Source organism: Hyphomicrobium sp. 802 (assembly GCF_000526135.1).
Classification (GTDB): domain Bacteria; phylum Pseudomonadota; class Alphaproteobacteria; order Rhizobiales; family Hyphomicrobiaceae; genus Hyphomicrobium_B.
Genome location: NZ_JAFM01000001.1, coordinates 4014739 through 4033813, shown reverse-complemented (window position 1 = coordinate 4033813; position 19075 = coordinate 4014739). Strand labels below are relative to the sequence as shown.

14 protein-coding genes are annotated in these 19075 nt (G+C 59.5%); 8 read left to right on the top strand and 6 right to left on the bottom strand.

Features of this window, described 5'->3' with window-relative positions; all coding sequences use genetic code 11:
- The first annotated feature begins 36 nt into the window (after positions 1-36).
- From HYP802_RS0120445 to HYP802_RS0120420, 6 genes are all read left to right on the top strand, one after another.
- Positions 37-684, top strand: a complete 648-nt coding sequence (locus HYP802_RS0120445) for a hypothetical protein (protein ID WP_013949594.1) — start codon at positions 37-39, stop codon at positions 682-684.
- The gene (locus HYP802_RS0120440; protein ID WP_244420925.1) at positions 608-2149 is read left to right on the top strand and encodes a DNA polymerase Y family protein; all 1542 of its coding nucleotides are present in this window, start codon (positions 608-610) and stop codon (positions 2147-2149) included. Before HYP802_RS0120445 ends, HYP802_RS0120440 begins: the two co-directional genes overlap by 77 nt.
- Complete coding sequence (locus HYP802_RS0120435) at positions 2146-5493, top strand: error-prone DNA polymerase (protein WP_013949592.1); 3348 nt, start codon at positions 2146-2148, stop codon at positions 5491-5493. Before HYP802_RS0120440 ends, HYP802_RS0120435 begins: the two co-directional genes overlap by 4 nt.
- A 389-nt stretch (positions 5494-5882) precedes the next feature.
- Positions 5883-8096, top strand: a complete 2214-nt coding sequence (locus HYP802_RS0120430; RefSeq protein ID WP_244420924.1) for a TonB-dependent receptor — start codon at positions 5883-5885, stop codon at positions 8094-8096.
- Positions 8097-8157: 61 nt separating this feature from the next.
- Positions 8158-8691, top strand: coding sequence for a hypothetical protein (locus HYP802_RS0120425; protein WP_013949589.1), 534 nt, complete (start codon positions 8158-8160; stop codon positions 8689-8691).
- 121 nt (positions 8692-8812) lie between these two features.
- Positions 8813-9883, top strand: a complete 1071-nt coding sequence (locus tag HYP802_RS0120420) for a cytochrome c peroxidase (protein ID WP_244420923.1) — start codon at positions 8813-8815, stop codon at positions 9881-9883.
- An 85-nt stretch (positions 9884-9968) separates the two neighbouring features.
- On the opposite strand, the gene cynS is transcribed toward HYP802_RS0120420, so the two are convergent.
- The 6 genes from cynS to HYP802_RS0120390 all read right to left on the bottom strand — a co-directional run bounded on the left by cynS (position 9969) and on the right by HYP802_RS0120390 (position 15544).
- A complete protein-coding gene (gene cynS / locus HYP802_RS0120415; RefSeq protein ID WP_013949587.1) occupies positions 9969-10418 on the bottom strand; it encodes a cyanase in 450 nt (149 codons plus the stop codon).
- Between the two features lie 40 nt (positions 10419-10458).
- Complete coding sequence (locus tag HYP802_RS0120410) at positions 10459-11379, bottom strand: ABC transporter ATP-binding protein (protein ID WP_013949586.1); 921 nt, start codon at positions 11377-11379, stop codon at positions 10459-10461.
- Between the two features lie 55 nt (positions 11380-11434).
- Positions 11435-12343: a nitrate ABC transporter permease gene (gene ntrB / locus HYP802_RS0120405; RefSeq protein WP_013949585.1), complete on the bottom strand. Its 909-nt coding sequence runs from the start codon at positions 12341-12343 to the stop codon at positions 11435-11437.
- Positions 12344-12413: 70 nt separating this feature from the next.
- Positions 12414-13760 carry an FAD-dependent oxidoreductase gene (locus HYP802_RS0120400; RefSeq protein ID WP_013949584.1) on the bottom strand — a complete coding sequence of 449 codons (1347 nt, stop codon included), beginning with the start codon at positions 13758-13760 and terminating at the stop codon, positions 12414-12416.
- Positions 13757-14932 (bottom strand): acyl-CoA dehydrogenase family protein, encoded by a 1176-nt coding sequence (locus HYP802_RS0120395; RefSeq protein WP_013949583.1) that lies wholly within the window; start codon positions 14930-14932, stop codon positions 13757-13759. Before HYP802_RS0120395 ends, HYP802_RS0120400 begins: the two co-directional genes overlap by 4 nt.
- Positions 14933-14992: 60 nt before the next feature.
- Positions 14993-15544 (bottom strand): OsmC family protein, encoded by a 552-nt coding sequence (locus HYP802_RS0120390; protein ID WP_013949582.1) that lies wholly within the window; start codon positions 15542-15544, stop codon positions 14993-14995.
- Between the two features lie 421 nt (positions 15545-15965).
- Between HYP802_RS0120390 and HYP802_RS0120380 the strand changes: the two genes are divergently transcribed.
- Positions 15966-17309: a CmpA/NrtA family ABC transporter substrate-binding protein gene (locus HYP802_RS0120380; RefSeq protein WP_024276436.1), complete on the top strand. Its 1344-nt coding sequence runs from the start codon at positions 15966-15968 to the stop codon at positions 17307-17309.
- A gap of 101 nt (positions 17310-17410) precedes the next feature.
- Positions 17411-19009, top strand: coding sequence for a sigma-54-dependent Fis family transcriptional regulator (locus tag HYP802_RS0120375; RefSeq protein WP_024276435.1), 1599 nt, complete (start codon positions 17411-17413; stop codon positions 19007-19009).
- Positions 19010-19075: the final 66 nt, after the last annotated feature.

Below are 19075 nucleotides of genomic sequence, written 5' to 3'. Positions count from 1 at the left end.
GAGAACAATTATGTCTGAGGCTCTTTCTCTTTTGCCATGCTGCCGCTCTCGATTTGCGCCCCCTCAGCTCCTGTCATTCTTCGCGAAGTCGTCGCCGGGCCGGGGCATGCTGCTGCGGCTGTCGGCTTCGGCCTGATGCTGGCGACCCAGACGAAGGCAGCAGCGCCGCGCGATGCCATGTTGTTGTGGGTGCGCGAGGCAGCGGCAATCGCGGAAACCGGAGACGCCTATGGTCCGGGCTTGGCCGCACTTGGCCTGTCGCCCGAGCGCTGCATCGTTATGGAAGCGCGTTCTCCAGTTGACGGGTTGCGCGCCGCTCTCGAAGGCGCGCGTTGCAGTGCGCTGCACGCCGTCATCCTGGAGACGGTGACTCCGATCGACCTTACGGCCAGCCGACGATTGAAGCTTGCTGCGGAGAAGTCGGGAGTCGAGATCGTGCTCATTCGGCACGGTGGCCGCGTCGCCCCCAATGCCGCGCAAATCCGCTGGCGCGTGCAGGGTGCACCTCAGATGAAGCCGAACGGCCCGCGGCGGGCAGCCTTCGACGTGTTCGTGCTGAAAAGCTCGTCAGGTCTCGATGAGAGAAGCTGTATCGTGGAGTGGGATCATGAGCGGCGATGTTTCGCGCAGACGGTATCTATGCCTCTGGATGCCGTTCCTGTCGTCGGATCGTTGGCAGCGTGACAACGGCGGCGGCGCACCTCTGCCGCTGGTCTTCGTTGCCAAAGTCAAGGGCGTCTCGCAATTGGCCGCCGTCGATTCCCGGGCTCTAGCCGTCGGCCTGCGAGCCGGAATAACGCTCGCCGACGCGCGGGCGCGGATGCCGCGATTGCGCGCCATTGAGGCCGATCCCTCAGCCGATACCGCTTTCGTTGCGCATCTTGCCGATCTGGCACTGGCTTTTACGCCGTCGGTCACCTTGGATCTGCCGGACGGTCTGGCACTCGATATCACGGGATGCAGCCATCTCTTCGCAGGCGAGACGATGCTTGCCGCGCGCCTGCAGAAGGTTTTGCACACGGCCGGCATCTCAGTCGCGAAACTTGCCGTCGCTCCGACGCCTGATATGGCGCGCGCACTGGCGCGCTTCTCTGCCGTCAATCCATGCTTTGTCGAGGACGCTAGGCTTGTGCGGACACTTCCTGTCGCGGCACTCGAATGCGCGGAAGAAGACGCAACCGCCTTGAGGCGCGCCGGGCTGAGGACTGTCGCCGAGATCGCCGACCGGCCATCGCTGCTGTTCACCGCCCGTTTTTCGTCGGCTTTCACGGCCAAACTCGCCCGCGTGCTCGGAGAGGAAGACAGGCGCATCGCGCCTCGCCGCCAGCCTGCGCCTTACAGGGCCGAGCAGCGCTGTGCCGAGCCGGTGGCGAGCCATGAGGTGATCGCCAATATGCTTGCCGATCTGGCTGCGTCTGTCTGCGATCAATTGGCAGCGCGAAGCGTCGGCGGCCGCATCTTTACGGGAACTTTTTTTCGGGCTGACGGCGCTATCCGCCGCATCCGCGTCGAGACCAGCCGCCCGACACGCGATCCTGAAGTGATCTTGCGCCTCTACCGCGACCGTCTCGATGGCCTCGCCGACCCGCTCGATCCTGGCTTCGGCTTCGACCTCATTTGCTTCGAGGCGACGCGCGCTGAGCCGTGGACTGAGAGCCAGGGCACGTTCAATGCGCAAGACGACCAGCAAGACAAGGTCGCTCAGCTCATCGACCGGCTAAGCATCATGTTCGGACGTGAGCGCGTAATGCGATTGCAGCCGGTCGATAGCCATATTCCGGAACGGGCGCAGGCTGTGGTTCCGGCTGCACTTCCCGCGTCGCCACACGAATGGGAGCAGGGGACGATCCAGGGCAAGGTCGGTTTGCGTCCGCCGCTGATCTATGCGCGTCCGCATCCGATCGACGTCGAAGCCGATAAAAACGATAGGCTGGAAAGCGTCCGCTGGCGCCGCGTTACGCATCGCATCGCGAACGCGATCGGTCCGGAGCGCATCGCCGAAGAATGGTGGCGCCCACAGTCAGACTATGGCGTGCGCGACTACTATCGTGTCGAAAGCTCTGAAGGGCGGCGCTTCTGGATTTTCCGCGCAGCCGTAACGGCGGCCGATGGGCAGCCTCGGTGGTTCCTGCATGGAGTGTTTCCATGACGCCCTATGCCGAACTTGCTACCACCACGAATTTCTCGTTTCTGCGCGGCGCATCGAACCCTGAGGATTTCGTCGCGCGCGCCGTCCTTCTTGGCCATACGGGGATAGGCATTGCGGACCGCAATACGCTCGCCGGTGTCGTCAGAGCTTACGGCGCTCTCGAAGACTTGCGGAACGAAGGATTGCCCGCTCCGCAAAAAGTCCGCGAAGGCTCCGGTCCCGGCGAATACGCTTGGATCGACGATGCAAACGCCGACGATTGGGCCGGCATTTCAGAAGCCGTCAAAGCTCGCGCAAAAAATTTCAAGCTGCTCGTCGGTGCACGCCTCGTCTTCATCGACGGCACCCCGGATATCATCGCTTATCCGGAAAACCGCGCCGGTTGGGCGCGGCTCTGCCGCCTGCTCAGCTTTGGCAAGCTAAAGGCCAAGAAGGGCGATTGCAGCCTGCAACGTGAAGATTTGCTATCGGATTGCGCCGATCTGCAATTGATCGTCATGCCGCCGTTGGTGCGCGATGGCCTTGAAGCGCATGTTCGGACTGTTTCGGCAGCAGCGCCCGGAAAAACATGGCTTGCCGCCGCAATGCATTTGCGCGGAAACGATCGGGAAGAGCTGCATCATCTGATGAGCGTCGCTGCTTTAACGCATGTGCCGCTGATTGCCACGAACGACGTGCTGTATGACATCCCGGAGCAACGGGAGGTTCAAGACATCCTGACGTGCATCCGCGAAGGCTTGCGCATCGAAACGGCAGGAAGGAGGCTGGAAGCCAACGCCGAGCGCCACCTCAAGCGGCCTGCGGACATGGTGCAATTATTTCGCGACTGTCCTTCCGCCATTTCCGCCACGCAGGAATTGCTTCAAAACATCACCTTTTCACTCGGGCAGCTCAAATATGAGTATCCCGACGAGCCCGTTCCGCCCGGTTGGACCCCGCAAGGATGGCTCGACCATCTGACGTGGCAAAAGGCGGCCGAGCGCTATCCGGCAGGCATCCCGGATAAAGTGCGCAATCAGGTGGCGGCCGAACTGAAACTCATCGCGGAGCGTGAGTATGCACCGTACTTTCTCACCGTTTACGACATCGTCCGCTACGCCAATGAACAGAAAATTCTGTGTCAGGGACGAGGCTCGGCGGCGAATTCCGCCGTTTGCTACGTGCTCGGGATCACGTCGGTCGATCCTGAGCGCAATAACTTGCTTTTCGCCCGTTTCATTTCGAGCGAGCGGCGCGAGCCGCCGGACATCGACGTCGACTTTGAGCATGAACGGCGCGAAGAGGTCATCCAGTACATCTATGAGCGCTATGGACGCGAGCGCGCGGGTCTCGTGGCGACCGTGATCCGCTATCGCCCGCGCAGCGCCATTCGCGAAGTGGGCAAAGTTCTGGGCTTGAGCGAAGACATCACCAGCCGCATCGCCGGAACCGTGTGGGGAAGCGGGGGATCGAAACTGTCCGAAGCGCATCTCCGGCAAGCCGGCATAGACCCGCGCAATCCGGTTATCGGCCAGGCGATCGCGTTTGCGACACGCATCCTCGGTTTTCCGCGCCATCTCTCGCAGCATGTCGGCGGCTTCGTGCTGGCTCGGGGACGGCTGGATGACCTCGTTCCAATCGGCAATGCCGCGATGGATAAGCGGACCTTCATTGAGTGGGACAAGGACGACATCGACGTTCTCGGCCTGATGAAAGTCGACGTTCTCGCGCTGGGCATGCTGACCTGCATTCGCAAGGCGTTCGACCTGATCCGCTTGCACGAAGGCGAGAGCTTCGATCTCGCAAATCTTCCTGCCGAGCAGCGGGAGGTGTACGAAATGCTGCAGAAGGGGGATTCCATCGGCGTCTTTCAGGTCGAGAGCCGGGCGCAGATCAACATGCTGCCGCGCCTGAAGCCGAAAGAATTCTACGATCTCGTCATCCAGGTCGCGATCGTGCGGCCCGGTCCGATCCAAGGCGACATGGTGCACCCCTATCTGCGCCGACGCAAAAATACGGAAGAGATAACCTTTCCATCGCCCACGCCGCCGCACGATCCTGATGAGCTTCGCAACGTGCTGTCGCGAACGCTTGGCGTTCCGCTGTTTCAGGAACAGGCGATGCAACTTGCGATGGTCGCGGCAAGGTTCTCCGACGCCGAGGCCAATCAGCTTCGCCGCGCAATGGCGACGTTCCGCAATGTCGGCACGATCCATAAATTCGAGTCGATGCTTGTCGAGCGTATGGTCGAGCGCGGCTACGATCGCGATTTCGCACAGCGCTGCTTTGAGCAGATCAAAGGCTTCGGCGAATATGGGTTTCCCGAAAGTCACGCCGCTGCGTTCGCCAGGCTCGTCTATATCTCTGCTTTCATCAAATGCCGCTATCCGGCAGCTTTCGCGTGCGCGCTTTTGAATGCACAGCCCATGGGATTTTATGCCCCGGCACAGATCGTGCGCGACGCGCGCGATCACGGCGTCGAAGTCTATCCGGTCGATGTCAATGAAAGCGACTGGGACAATACGCTATGCGCCGGGAGCGACGGGAAAACGGCGCTGCGTCTCGGTTTCCGGCAAGTCGACGGCTTGTCGGAGGCGTGGTGCAAACGGCTGATCGATCTGCGCCGCAACGGATATGCCGACCTCGATAACCTGGCGCAGCGCACCCGTCTGCCGCAGCGGGTGCTGCGCGTGCTTGCCGATGCCGATTGCTTCCGCTCTGTCGGCATTCATCGCCGAGACGCGTTATGGGCGGCGCGGCGCTTGCCGGAAGCGGACGAACTGCCGTTGTTCGCTGCCGCACGCGAGCCGGATCTGGGTGACGAGCCTAATGCGCAATTGCCATCAATGTCGCTCGGCGAAAACATCGCGGTGGACTACCAGACCGCCCGTTTGTCGCTCAAAGGCCATCCGATGGAATGTCTGCGCGATATCTTCCGCAGCGAAGGCATTGCCACCTGCGCCGAGCTTGCAGCTCAACGTGACGGCAGCCGAGGACGCGTCGCCGGAGTTGTTCTCGTGCGTCAGCGACCGGGCAAGGGCAATGCCATTTTCATAACTTTGGAGGACGAGACGGGAATTACGAACGCCGTGCTTTGGGTGCGTACGTTCGAGAAATTCCGCAAGGAGGTGATGGGCGCCCGGCTGCTGCTGATCGAAGGCAAGGTGCAGCGCAGTCCCGAAAACGTCATCCATCTCATGGCGGCGCGCGTCATCGACCGGACGGCGGAGCTTTCTCGCCTTTCAGATGCCTACGAACCGACGATCGAAATATCGAGCGCCGACGAATTCCTGCATCCGCAGCCATCCCGCGCACGCCATCCCCGCGACGTCCGTATTCTGCCGGGCTCGCGAGATTTTCATTAATCGAACGCCCCTTTCAACGAAGGACCTGGCCTCCCAAGATCACAGCCGCAGGCGCCATGAAACAGGCAGGACCATGTGGCTCGTAGAAATCAAGTACGTGTCGGAGAGCAACAGGACGCCACCGCGGGTCGTCGAAGCCGTGACCCAGTTGCATGCCTCGACTGCGAACGAACACACGCAGTCTTCGGCAAGTGGGCAACGTGGAAGCAACATTTCGATTCACTGATTTGAATCTGTTCATTGACACCAAACGGCCACACTGCATCCGATAGGCGCCATCGCCTTGGCCATGCGTATTGCATCCCCGCAACTTTCGACCTAGTCGTTCGGCTATATCGTTTGCGTAATTTGAGTGGGGGAAGTAGCGAATGTGCCGGCGAAAAGTTCGTGTGTTAGCGTTCACTGCCTTTGCGATGTCATCTGCTGGAAACCTGAAAGCCCAAGAAGCCGCACAAAACGTTCAGGATGCATCGTCCGTCGCCTTGCCGCCCGTCGTGGTGGCAGCTCCGAAACAGCGCATTTCGCAAAAGCCCAGCAGCACATCCGCGGGCACCGACGACGGCAAGTCGAAAGGTACAGCCAGCAAATCTAAAAAAGCCGACGGCGGCACCGATACCGCAGCGTCCAGTCAGGGCCTGCCAGGATCGGCAGGCGTCTTTACCCTCGGCCAAATCGATATGGTCGGTGGCACGGCGATCACGAACGACGCTATGTGGACGTTCTCGAAAGCGACCTTGGATCAGTCGCTGTCGCTGGCTCCCGGCGTCGCCGCATCGAATTCAGGCGGCACGCGCAACGAACAGCTGATCTTCGTCCGCGGCTTTGACCGCTGGCAGGTTCCGATCTCGATAGATGGTATCCCGATCTATCGTCCCGCCGATAACCGCATCGACTTCTCAAGCTTCCTGACCGCCAATCTGTCCGAAGTGCAGATTGCGAAGGGTTACACGTCGGTTCTCAACGGACCCGGCGGCATGGGTGGCTGGATCAATATGGTGACCAAAAAGCCGACCAAACCGTTCGAAGGCCAGATCGAAGGCGGTATGATGTTCGGCGGTGACGGACAATACGAGGGTTATAGAACCTACGCGTCGTTCGGAACGCGGCAGCGCGGATACTATGCGCAGGTCAGCGGTTCTGTGCTTGATTTGGATGGCTGGTACCTGTCGGACAATTTCAAGCCGACGTCGGTCGAAAACGGCGGCGAGCGCGATCATTCCAACAAGAGCAATTGGGAAGCCAACGCCAAAATCGGTTTGACCCCGAATGCGACCGACGATTATTCGATCAACTACGTGCGAATGAACAATTCCAAGGGCGCGCCCTACCACGTAACGGATCCCGTCTCGACGCAGCGCTATTGGGATTGGCCGGACACCACGCAGCAAAACATCTATTGGCTTTCACATACGAAACTCTCTCCGGCGTCGTTCGTCGAAACCAAAGTTTACTACACGACTTTCAGCGATAACCTGATGAGCTACGACGATGCGGCTCAGACCACGCAGAAGACTCCAAAAGCCTTCGATAGTATTTATAACGACTGGGCGGGCGGCGGCAGCATCCTGTACGGCCTCGACATCACGCCGTGGGACACGCTGAAGTCAACCTTCCTTTATCGGCGCGATAACCACACGGAATCGCAAGGCTACAACGTCAAGGGCGTATCTTGCGGTAAAACCACGCCCTGCTTCTGGGAACCTGATCAAACTGATCTGGAAGACACCTATTCCGTCGCCTTCGAGAACACGCTCCGCGCTACCAATCGCATCGATATCGTGTCTGGCATCAGCTACGACTGGCGCAGGCTTTACGAGGCCCAGGAGTTCACGACGACCGACGGTCTGTTCGAATATCCAAAGAAAGATACCGACGCGCTCAATTGGCAGTCGGCCATCGTCTATCGCTACAACGATACCGGCACGGTGCACGCAAGCGTTTCCGACCGCACTCGATTCCCGACGATTTTCGAGCGTTTCAGCTCACGCTTCGGCGGCGCCACGTCGAATCCGGGTCTTCAGCCTGAGCGTTCGATCAATTACGAAGTGGGCTGGGCCAACAATTTCGCGCGCAACAGCCAGATGTCGGCTGCTGTGTTCTACAGCGATGTCACCAACCTCATTCAATCGGTGCCGTTCATCTATGATGGGCAGGCAGTGACTCAAAGCCAGAACGTCGGCGACGGCCATTACTACGGCATAGAATATTCAATCGATTATGCGATGAACGACTCGCTGCTCGTCGGTGGCAACATCACCTGGATCCGCCGTGACGTGCATAATCCCGAGAACCCATCATTCGAGCTGACCGGCCTGCCGGCGGTGAAGGGCATTGCTTACGCCACGTACAAGATCACCAACGCCTGGAGCATCACGCCGAACGTTGAATTCGCCACTGATCGCTGGACGGTCAACACCGCCGGCACCGTGTATTACGAAACTGGGGCATTCGCGCTGGCGAACTTTCAGACCGAATACGACATCAACGACAAGACGAGCCTTATCTTCAACGCTCGCAACTTGACGGACGAGAACTACACGCTGACGGACGGCTATCCCGAGCAGGGACGCAACTTCTACGTCGGCATGCGCACGCAATTCTAGGATCACGATCTCAACATATCGCCGGCGCTTCGATAGCGCCGGCCTTCGATAAGGAATAGAGATGTCGCGCAATTTTCCATTACTGAAATCTCTTTTACCGATCGCGGCCTTGGTGGCGGCGTTTTCCGGAGTAGCCTCCGCCGAGACATGCACCGGTTTTAAATGGTCCGTTGCGACCGAATTGAGTTGGGTCGCCGCGCCGGACGCGGAAGCGGTGGAGACAGGCGGCAAGATCGTGTCGATCCCTGATAAGGCGATCGAGCTGACGCTCGAACCCTCGCCATCAGTCAAGCTACCGGCGACACCTGGCATCAAGAAACAAGCCATAGCGAAAAACAGCTTTTCCGGCTGGTTCTCGATTGCCGATGTGGGCAAGCCCGGGCTCTATCAAATCACGATTCCCAGCCACGCCTGGATTGATGTCGTCCAGAACGATGCGTTGGTTTCCACGGTCGCATTTTCCGGCGACAAGAATTGTAAAAGTTTGCGCAAGAGCGTGCAGTACGATCTTGGCGCTGGGCCTGCGATCATTCAGATCAGCGGGGCGCCGGATAAATCCATGAAGTTGACCATCCATGCCGCGGAAAAAAAATGAAGTGAATGCGTCCCGCAGCATAGCAGTGGCATGTAAGAGCCGACGGTGGGCCTTCATCGGCTTCTTGGCGGCCACATCAATCGCGACCGCGGTAGCATCCCGTTCTGTCGAGGCCGCAAGCTTGCGTACGCCGATCGAACTTGGCCGGGCGCTTTTTGCAGATCGAAACCTTTCGTTCAGCCGCAAGCAGAACTGCGTAAGCTGTCATTCGCCGGAGTTGGCGTTCACCGATCCACGTGCGCTAGGAGATGTGCAAGGCGCGGTTTCTCGCGGAGGAGACGGTCACTCGCTCGGCGATAGAAATTCGCCGACACTCAGCTACATCATGATGACGCCACCGTTTCATATCTCGGCAGAGCACACGGCGGCAGGTGGAATGTTTTGGGACGGCCGAGCGCGAACCATAACGGATCAAGTGCGCGACCCAATCCTCAATCCAATAGAGATGGGCATGCCAGATGAGGCAAGCGTCGTCGCGCGGCTTCGCGAAAGCGCGGATTATCAAGCGGCCTTTCCTGCAGTTTTCGGACCTGGCGCCTTGGACGATACGCCAAAGGCATTCGCGGCACTTCAGACCGCATTGGCCGCCTATTTGAAGACGTCCGATTTCGCGCCGTTCGATTCCAGGTATGACAAGTCGCTCCGAGGCGAAGCGGTGCTCTCGCAAAACGAAGCCAAGGGACGCGACTTGTTCTTCGCCGCGAACGGGGCGGGATGCTCCCGCTGTCATTCGAGCACGGGCGTCGCAGATTCGCGCAACGACGCATTCACGAACTTCCGGTACTATAATCTGGGAGTTCCGGAGAATGTTGCGGTTCGCCGTCTGAACGGAAGCGCCGCTCAACGCGTCGACCATGGTCTCATGCAAAATCCTGCAGCGAATGACCCGACCTATGACGGTGCGTTTAAGGTCCCGACGTTACGCAATATTGCCGTCACCGGCCCTTACATGCACAACGGCGCCTTTCAGGAGCTGCGCACCGCCGTCGTGTTTCACTTGAGATTTTCAGACGGCCGCGTCGGGAAGATTAATCCGGAAACCGGAGCAGCGTGGAACGCACCGGAAGACGGCGCCAATCTCGCAATCTCCAATCTGAAGGCGCGACCGCTGTCAGACGCCGACGTCGATGCTTTGATCGCGTTCCTGAAGACGTTGACGGACCGGAACTACGAATCTCTCGTCGACAACTGAAACGAAATGGCCATCGCGCGGAAATCCGTGCGATGGCCCTGTTTGATCCGTCCTGTCGTGCGAGGGCGGAAGCGGTCACGCCGCTTTAATAGCGGCGGTAGCCGAGGAACTTTCCGGACATGCCGATTTTCACCCGGTCGCCCTTCTGGTCGGGCTGACGTTCCAGCGTCATATCGAAATCGATTGCCGACATGATGCCGTCGCCGAACTCCTCCTGAATGAGTTCCTTCCACGTCGTACCATAGACCTGAACCAATTCGTAGAAGCGGTAGATCAGCGGATCGGTCGGCGGCACTTGCGGGAGCGATCCGCGGTAGGGAATTTCCGTCAGAATGATCTTTGCTTCCTCGGGAAGATCCAGCAGCTTCGCGGCACGCTCGGCTTCCTCAGGCTCCAGACGCATCTGTCCGAGAAGAGCCGCTGTGACGACGATCGGTGACGTCGAGACCGACACGGTTTGCTGAATCTCTGCCCACGTCAGGCCCTTCATCCGTTTTGCGGAAAGCACAAGTTCGGTCACTTCGGCGCGGTTCATGCGCGTCACTCCTTTGGTTTGGATGGCTAAGGATTTCGGTTCAGGCTGTTACGGCAGCGCGGTCGACGGCGGACGCGGCTCCATCTTTCTCGGCATCGACCCGCATTGGTTTTGCCGTTGGGCGCACGATGGGAGGCCGCATGGGATTGTGGGCCTTGCCCGCGATTTCCTGGTCGAATGCCTTCGAGCGGCTGACGAGGAAATCGAGAAGATGGTTCCGCATCGGATAGTAATTGGCATGCCGATGCATCGTCGCCGGTTGTCGGTCTTTCGGCAGCGTATTCTCGACGATCTCCGCGATCTTGGCGTGCGGACCGTTCGTCATCAGCACGATCTTGTCGGCGAGCAATAATGCTTCATCGACGTCGTGCGTAATCATAAAGACGGTCTGTTGCGTTTCGGTGCAGATGCGGCGGACTTCGTCCTGCAACGAGCCGCGCGTCAGCGCATCGAGCGCCGAAAACGGTTCGTCCATCAACAGCATCTTTGGCTCGATGGCGAGCGCGCGGGCAATGCCGACGCGTTGTTTCATGCCGCCCGACAGCTCGGCAGGTTTCTTCTGTTCAGAACCTTTGAGATGGACAACATCAATATACGTCTGACAGTGCGCAAGAATTTTCGCCTTGGGCCAATCGGGATGACGGGACTTCACCGCGAATGCGACGTTCTGCTGGACTGTCATCCACGGCAGCAACGAGTGCCCCTGGAAGATGACAGCACGATCGAGGCTCGGTCCCGATATCTCGCGGCCGTCGACGATCACCACGCCATCGGACGGTTTGTCGAGGCCCGCTAGAACGTTGAGGATTGTCGTCTTGCCGCAACCCGAATGCCCGATGAGACAGACGAACTCGCCCTTCGCAATCGGCAGCCAGATATTCTCAAAGACGGTAGTCTCGCCGCCGCCATGCTTGGGATAGCGCCGAGCCAGGGCTTCGATGGAGATCAGTGGCTTTTCCATAGCGTCCTCGTGTTCGGGCCTGGGGTGAGTGATTGCAATCTTCCGCTGGCGGACGTCATTCCCGATAGGCGACCAGCCGGGCCGCGCGCGCCAGGATGACGTCCAGCGCCATGCCGGTCAGACCAATCAGCAAGATCGCGGTCAGGATGTTGGAGATCGAGAGATTGTTCCACTCGTTCCAGACGAAGTATCCGATGCCGGTACCGCCAACGAGCATCTCGGCTGCGATAATAACGAGCCACGCGATACCGATCGAAATCCGCATGCCGGTCATGATCGTGGGCGCGGCCGCGGGCAAGATGACCTGAAACGCCTTGCGCAACGGGCTGACCTCAAGGGTCGCGGCAACGTTCAGCCATTCCTTCCGCACGCTTGCGACACCGAAAGCGGTATTGAGCAGCATGGGCCAGAGCGCACAGATGAAGATCACGAAGATCGCTGAAATGCTGGAATCCTTGATCGTGTAGAGCGCGAGCGGCATCCAGGCCAAAGGCGAAATCGGCTTCAGGATCTGAATGAAGGGATCCAGCGCGCGGTGGATGAGCGGCGACATGCCGATCACGAACCCCAGTGGAATCGCGACGATTGCCGCAAGAAAATAGCCAAGCAGCACGCGTCCCAGCGAGTAGCCGAGCTGAATGCCAATGCCTTGGTCGTTGGCGCCATGAACATAGAACGGATTTTTGATTTGTCCCCAGAGCGTCGAGACAAAATCGGCTGGCGTCGGAAAGCCGGTCTTTTGTCCTTCGGCAGCGGCGCCGGAAACGAGAGCAGCGTATTCAGGATCGACTGTTGTCGCGACGCTGGCGGCCGGCGCCGTTGCGAGCTGCCAGACGCCAACCAGCAGGGCGAGGATGACAAGCGATAGGCACGCTGCGCGTATGCCAAGAGGAAACTTCGGCAGGCCTCCGCGCTCTTTGCGCCGGAAGGAAGCGGCGGAGTCGGCTATATCTGTCGTGGCCATCTTCAAAGTCTCCGTGGGAGTTCCCGCGCAGCATTAGCGGGAGATTGCGTGTCTACGGTGAGCGGCAACGTCATGCGGCGAGCTTGGCGACGCGTTCGCTTCCGACCCATTGTTCCATGATCAGCGCACTTGCGTCATCGCGCAGGATGCGCCACTCGCCATGGGCCGAGATCCATCCTTCAAGCACGATCGGCGTCGATCGCGTCTTCAGGCGAACGGTCGGCGTTTTATGAACGTAGCCCTCGTGCTCATGTCCAAGGATAGCTTTGGCAATTGCCTCCGCCTGGCCGCGGATCGGCTCGATATAGCGGCATGGCGCGCCGCCGATGGTCACGCAGTCTCCGAGCGCGTAGACGTGCGCAGCGCTCGTTCTCATCGTTTTCGGATCGACGATGACGCCGCGGTCGAATGCAATGCCGCCGCTGCGCGATAGCCGCTGCTCCGTTGCCAAGCCGGTAGCGGCGACGACATGGTCGGCTGCGATCGTGTCGCCCTTCATGGTCGCAACGAGCAGTTTACCGTGGGTACTTCGTGCGACGCGTTTTACAGTCTGTTCGCCCAGGAACGTCACGCCGACGCTTTTAAGCCCAGCGGCAAGCCGCGAGGCAGCGGGCACCGGTAAAAAGGGCCGCATTGGCAGATTGTCCGGCGCCAAGAGCGTGACGTGATGGCCTGCACGCGCAAGATCTTCGGCCAATTCGCATCCAACCATTCCAGCGCCAACGATGACGACACGTTGAGGACCGGTGGAGAGCGCGCGATAAAGGCCGCTCCACGCGGTAAGATCGTTGATGCGCCAAACGAGCTCCGGCGGCAAGCAATCGGGCGCTGCCGAGCGCGCTCCTTGCGCGAGAATGAGATCGGTAAAACGCAGCGTGCCGCGCGTGGTCCGCAGCATTCCGAGATTTGGCGACAGACCGACTGCATAGGTCTGCGGCAGCAACTGAACGCCAAGGCGCGCGGCTGCCTCGCTGCCGGTTTCTCGCGTCAGGCTTTCGGGCGTCGCACCACGCGTCAATGCAATTGAAAGCTCAGGCTTATAATAGACATCCCCGCTGCAGCCGGTAACGACGGTAATCGGAAGCGTGCCGTCGTGGGCGCGAATGGCTTCCGCCGCTGCCCATCCGGCAGCACCCGCGCCGACGATGACGACGCCTGTTTCGCGCGACCGCACCGCAGTCGATGCGGGCATATCCGTAATCGCACGCGGCACGTAGGGATCGAAATCAACCTTGGTGACGTTACAGATCGGGCATTCCCAATCGTCTGGAATGTCCTCGAAACGCGTGCCCGGCGGAAGTCCGCTGTCGATGTCGCCCTCGGCTTCGTCGTAAATCAATCCACAGACGCGGCAGATGAAACGCTTCCACGGCCCGCGGCCGTCGGTTGGTTCGATCGATCGTGTTTTGGTGGTCATGGTTGCGCTTCCGTTGGCTGCACGTCTTTCGACAGGCGTTCCATCTCGCGCCTCAGATGCTTGATCGCTGGGGTGACGATAGCAACGAAATGCGCTTCCCGGATGCGGCGCTGAGGCGCGGCCGACATCAGATAGCCGCGCGCGCCCTGATGCATCAGCGCCGACTGCGTCGCCCGCAACGCCAGCTCCGCTGCTTGCGCGCGGACGTCGATGACATCCAGAAGAAAGTCTTTCGATCGTTCGAATGGGGTTTCGATAAGCTTCGATGCGCGGGTCGAAAGCTCTTGAAACTCCGCTACTATGTCTGCCGGACGATCGGCAAGATACTGATTGACGTGACCAAGCACGCCTTCGACGTCCAGCATCGACTCGATCGCGCCGTCAATGACGCCGAGTCCCATCCCGAACTGCAGAAGAATGAACGCCCCTTGAATCTGTCCGATAAACGGGCGCGCGGGATCGGCAATCAAATCCGACTCGTCGATGAAGACGTCCGTCAGTCGCACACTCCACGTGCTCGTGCCTTCCATACCCGAAAATGCCGGGCACTCCCGCAACTCGACGGGCTCGTCGCAGCGGAGCACGAACATGATCTCGTGCAATGGGGCACCAAAACCATCGAAGACTTGCGCGATCGCGCCAAAATATTGGCCGCGCCCGATATGGCTGACCCACGGCAGCGTGCCCGAAACGCGATATCCACCAGGAGCACGCACGGCCTTCAGCGCCATTGGCTCGATCCCGGCGAAGGCCTTCATGGGGTTCGACAGGCCGGTGCCACCGAAGGTCTCGCCCATCGCGTGGGCGGAAAGCATTCGGTCGGCTAGCGATCGGTTCGGCGACTGATCGAGATAGAGACCAAATACGTCGTGACACCACGTCAGAAAGCCGGTCGAGCCGCACGACTTGCTGACGGTCCGCATCGCCTCGATGGCGACGCCGAAGCGCTCACCGCCGCTTTTGAGGTGCGCCGAAAAAGCTCCGGCCTCGCCCAAGGCGCGCATCATGTCGAGAGGATAGCGTCCTTTGTCGATGGCGTTGGCCTGGTCGCGCAAAGGGCCTTCGGCAATCGTGCGCGTGCGCGACAGAATCTCGTCGTCTGGCCGCGCACTTACGGGTGGAGCTGCATCGCCGCTCGGCGCGTTCTTTTTTAACGCGAGGACAGTCTGCATGGTGGAACTCCCGCTGAGGAAATGGGGAAGAGACCGGGCCACCGGTCTCTTCATCGGCAATCAGTCGGCGACTGCGATCTTGAACGGGATCGGGTTGCGCATCGTGTTGGCGACCGGCGAGAAATAGTTCGCGTGACGCACGATTTCCGCGAGCTCTTCGCGGCTGGCGTCGCCCTCGACGTCGACCGTGACGCGGATCTCTTGGAAGCCCATCTGCGACGGTTCACGCTCGGCACCGCCTGCACCCCATGCGGCAGGGTTCCCGATGTCGCCTTCAAGTTTCAGCTCAAGTTTCGACAGCCGCACGTTCTTCCAGGTCGCGACGGCCGTGATGCCGACGGCAAGGCAGCCGCCAAGCGCTGAGAGCACGATCTCGCCCGGAGCTGGAGCGGTGTTCTGACCGAAGAGATGCAGAGGCTCGTCGACGACGACTGGCGTGTGGTCGCCGACATAGCTGAGCGTGCGGTATTGGCCTTCGCACACCGTCTTGACGACGTTGGTGCCGCGGGAGCCAGGGTTGTTACGGCCCTTTTCGGCGAATGCCATCAGGCCGTCGCGGTCGATCGGCCGAAGATAGGTTTCGATGGTCTTGGTCTGGGCAGAGGCGGTCATGCTGTTTCCTCGGTTCTCATGGAATGACGGTCTTTCCGTCGCCTTCGAGGGGATATCCGCAAGCCGCGTGCCAAGACCGCAAGCAATCGTAAACAACTAAAAATTCATAAACATATTCAATTTGTTAGCTTGACTGTGGCGCCATATCGGGCGCATTTCAAATGCGCCTCTCTCGCCAACAATTTGTCGACAATGTCGACGGTCTTTTTGCTTGGCGGATTGGCATGCGAGAGAAGTCCCCGTGCCCCAGGCATGAAGGTACTGACAAAATGTCGACGAAGGTCGACAAGAGGCAGGGGCTGGCTACCCTGTCACAGCGTCGCGCTCTCGTAGTCAATTGATTCTGCGAGCCTATTTCACAACTCCAGGCCTTGGCACAGCTGTTGCGAAGCGCCGATCCATGCAACAACTGGGGTGCGATATGGATAAAGACAAAGTGCCAGGCGGTCGAAGCGGATGTTCGTGCGGGGGGCACGACGATCAAGCCGCGCATGACATAGCGACATCGGGCCAAGCCAGCGCCCTTGAGCGAACGACTGAGCGTGCACTTTTCAGAGCTGTGTTTCCCAATCCACTGGAGCGGCGCAACTTCCTGAAGGCTGTCGGCGTGACGACGGCTGCGGCCGCACTCAATCATCTCTTTCCGGTCAAGGCCGCGGCCGAAGCGCTGGAAGAAACCGGCAAGCCGGAAAAGACAGACCTCAAGATCGGATTTCTTCCGATCACCTGCGCAACGCCAATCATCATGGCGGCGCCGATGGGCTATTACACCAAACAGAAGCTCAACGTGCAGCTCATGAAGACGCCGGGTTGGGCGATCGTCCGCGACAAGACGATCAACGGCGAATATGACGCGGCGCATATGCTGGCGCCGATGCCGCTCGCGATCTCACTCGGGCTCGGATCGACGAAAGCACCGTTCGTTTCGCCCGCAATCGAGAACATCAATGGTCAGGCCATTTGTTTGGCCAACAAGCACAAGAACAATCGCGATCCGAAGAACTGGAAGGGCTTCAAGTTCGCAATACCCTACGATTTCTCAAATCATAACTATCTGCTGCGCTACTATCTGGCGGAGCACGGCATCGATCCCGATACCGACGTGCAGCTTCGTTTGGTGCCGCCACCGGAAATGGTCGCCAACCTGCGCGCCAACAACATCGACGGCTTCCTGGCACCGGATAACCTCGTCCAGCGCGCCGTATACGACGGCGTAGGCTTCATCCACATTCTCTCCAAAGAGATTTGGGACGGTCACCCCTGTTGCAGCTTCTCGCTGTCGCGCAAGATGATCGCTGAGACGCCGAACACGTCCGCAGCGTTGCTGCGCGCCATCATGGAAGCGACGGCGTATGCGCAGAAGGCGGAAAATCGCAAGGAGATCGCCGCGGCCATCGCACCAACGAACTATTTAAATCAGCCGCTGACTGTGGTCGAGCAGGTGTTGACTGGGACTTACGCTGATGGTCTCGGCGGCGTTAAAAAGGACCCGGCTCGCATCGCATTCGATCCGTTCCCTTACGAAAGCTTCGCCGTCTGGACGCTGACACAGATGAAGCGCTGGGGCCAGATCAAGGGCGACGTTGACTATCAGTCGGTCGCGCGCGAGGTCTACCTTGTGACCGACGCGGCGAAGGCCATGAAACAAGCAGGTTTGACGCCGCCACAAGCAACGACAAAGACGTTCAGTGTCATGGGCAAGCTGTTCGATCCCGCCAAGCCGGACGAATATCTGAAGTCCTTTGCAATAAGTCGCGCCGGGTGAAACGCTCGATCCGCGATCTTTCGGCACTGGACGCCCGCGCCGCATCGTCGGCGCGGGCGATTTCGCGTTATGACAGGTCCGGAGATGCAATTGAAAGCGTTATGACGGCGAGCGAGAAGAAATCACAACGCGAGAGCAGCAATTTCTGGCGGGCTCAGGAGCTTTATCTGATTCAGGAAGTCGCGAACCTGATCGGGAAGGGGCTCTACTTTGATCAGGTTGCGCGCGGGGTACTGCACCTGCTTTCGGAGATGCTTGGGCTGAATCGCGGCCGCATCGTGCTGAAGTCGCCTGACGAAGAAATCTATCGCATCGCTTATTACTACGGGTTGACGTCCGCAGAAGCTGCGCGCGGCCGATATGCACTCGGCGAAGGCGTCACGGGTTACGTCATTCAGACCGGCCAACTCATTATCGTCCAGGATATTGATAAAGACCCAAGCTTTCTTGGCCGCGCGGTCGAACGCAGCAAGTTGCCGGAAGGCGTCGTCTCGTTCTTTGCCTGCCCGATCCGCGTCGAGGACCGCACCGTCGGTGCGCTCGCCTGTCACAGGATACGCCATAGGGATCGTCCGCTGCAGGACGATGTTCGCATTCTTAAAATTCTCTCTGCGATCCTCGGTCAATTTCTAACGCTCAACGATCGCATTGATCGGCGGATGCGGGCCATCGAGGCGCGCGATGCAGCGTCGGCACCGGCCGGCGACAAGGCAACACATTACGGCATTGTTGGACGCTCGCCGGCACTGCTGCGCGCGATCTCGCAGATCGAGCAGGTCGCGGACGCCACCGCGAGCGTTTTGCTGCTTGGCGAGTCAGGAACCGGAAAAGAGCTTTTCGCCCACGCGCTACACGTCGCCGGGCCGCGAAAAGACAAGCCGTTTATCAAAGTCAATTGCGCAGCCATTCCCGAAACACTGTTTGAATCGGAGCTTTTCGGGCACGAGCGCGGCGCCTTTACCGGCGCGAGCGAAGCCCGCATGGGTTGGTTCGAGCAAGCCAACGGCGGCACGATCTTTCTCGATGAGATCGGCGAGATGCCGCTGCTCATGCAGACTAAGTTGCTGCGTACGCTGCAAGAGGGAACAGTCGTCCGCTTGGGCGGTAAGCGGGAGATCAAGGTCAACATGCGCGTGGTGGCGGCCACCAATCGCGATCTTGCCGGAGCGGTGGAGAGCGGCGACTTTCGCGAGGACCTTTATTACCGTCTCAACGTCATTCCCATTCTTCTACCGTCGCTCGCGCAGCGTCAGTCCGATATTCCCGAACTCGTCCGTCATTTTTTGAGCCGCGCGAACGTCGCGAACAAGCGGGAGGTCGCGTTGACCGCCGACGCGATGCATTATCTCGTCGAACAGCCGTGGCCGGGAAATGTCCGTCAACTGTCGAATTTCATCGAACGTCTCGTTCTTCTCGCGAGTGCACCAGTTCTCGGACGTGTCGAGGTTTCCGCCTTGTTGACCGATCGCGTCTTCGATATCAGTCCTCCGAGCGAGCGCCATCAGACGCGGCAACCGATGTCATCCGTGATGCCTGTTCGCCCCTATCTTCCGGCTGCGTCGCACGGACCAGACGATCTGAAACGGGCGCTCGAATTCTCCGGGGGTAACAAATCGCGAGCCGCGCAACGGCTCGGTTTGACGGAGCGGCAGTTCTCGTATCGGCTTCGCAAGTTCAAGGCCGAAGGCACGAAATTCTAAGTCGACAAACTTTGACATTGTCGACACTTTGTCTTGCAGACAATGCCGGCCATCGCGAAAAGCTCA

Bases quoted from the DNA above. Each gene is read 5' to 3' on its own strand.
- HYP802_RS0120445 (WP_013949594.1), top strand. From the start codon at position 37: ATGCTGCCGCTCTCGATTTGCGCCCCCTCAGCTCCTGTCATTCTTCGC.
- HYP802_RS0120440 (WP_244420925.1), top strand. From the start codon at position 608: ATGAGCGGCGATGTTTCGCGCAGACGGTATCTATGCCTCTGGATGCCG.
- HYP802_RS0120435 (WP_013949592.1), top strand. From the start codon at position 2,146: ATGACGCCCTATGCCGAACTTGCTACCACCACGAATTTCTCGTTTCTG.
- HYP802_RS0120425 (WP_013949589.1), top strand. From the start codon at position 8,158: ATGTCGCGCAATTTTCCATTACTGAAATCTCTTTTACCGATCGCGGCC.
- cynS (WP_013949587.1), bottom strand. From the start codon at position 10,418: ATGAACCGCGCCGAAGTGACCGAACTTGTGCTTTCCGCAAAACGGATG.
- HYP802_RS0120410 (WP_013949586.1), bottom strand. From the start codon at position 11,379: ATGGAAAAGCCACTGATCTCCATCGAAGCCCTGGCTCGGCGCTATCCC.
- ntrB (WP_013949585.1), bottom strand. From the start codon at position 12,343: ATGGCCACGACAGATATAGCCGACTCCGCCGCTTCCTTCCGGCGCAAA.
- HYP802_RS0120400 (WP_013949584.1), bottom strand. From the start codon at position 13,760: ATGACCACCAAAACACGATCGATCGAACCAACCGACGGCCGCGGGCCG.
- HYP802_RS0120395 (WP_013949583.1), bottom strand. From the start codon at position 14,932: ATGCAGACTGTCCTCGCGTTAAAAAAGAACGCGCCGAGCGGCGATGCA.
- HYP802_RS0120390 (WP_013949582.1), bottom strand. From the start codon at position 15,544: ATGACCGCCTCTGCCCAGACCAAGACCATCGAAACCTATCTTCGGCCG.
- HYP802_RS0120380 (WP_024276436.1), top strand. From the start codon at position 15,966: ATGGATAAAGACAAAGTGCCAGGCGGTCGAAGCGGATGTTCGTGCGGG.
- HYP802_RS0120375 (WP_024276435.1), top strand. From the start codon at position 17,411: ATGACGGCGAGCGAGAAGAAATCACAACGCGAGAGCAGCAATTTCTGG.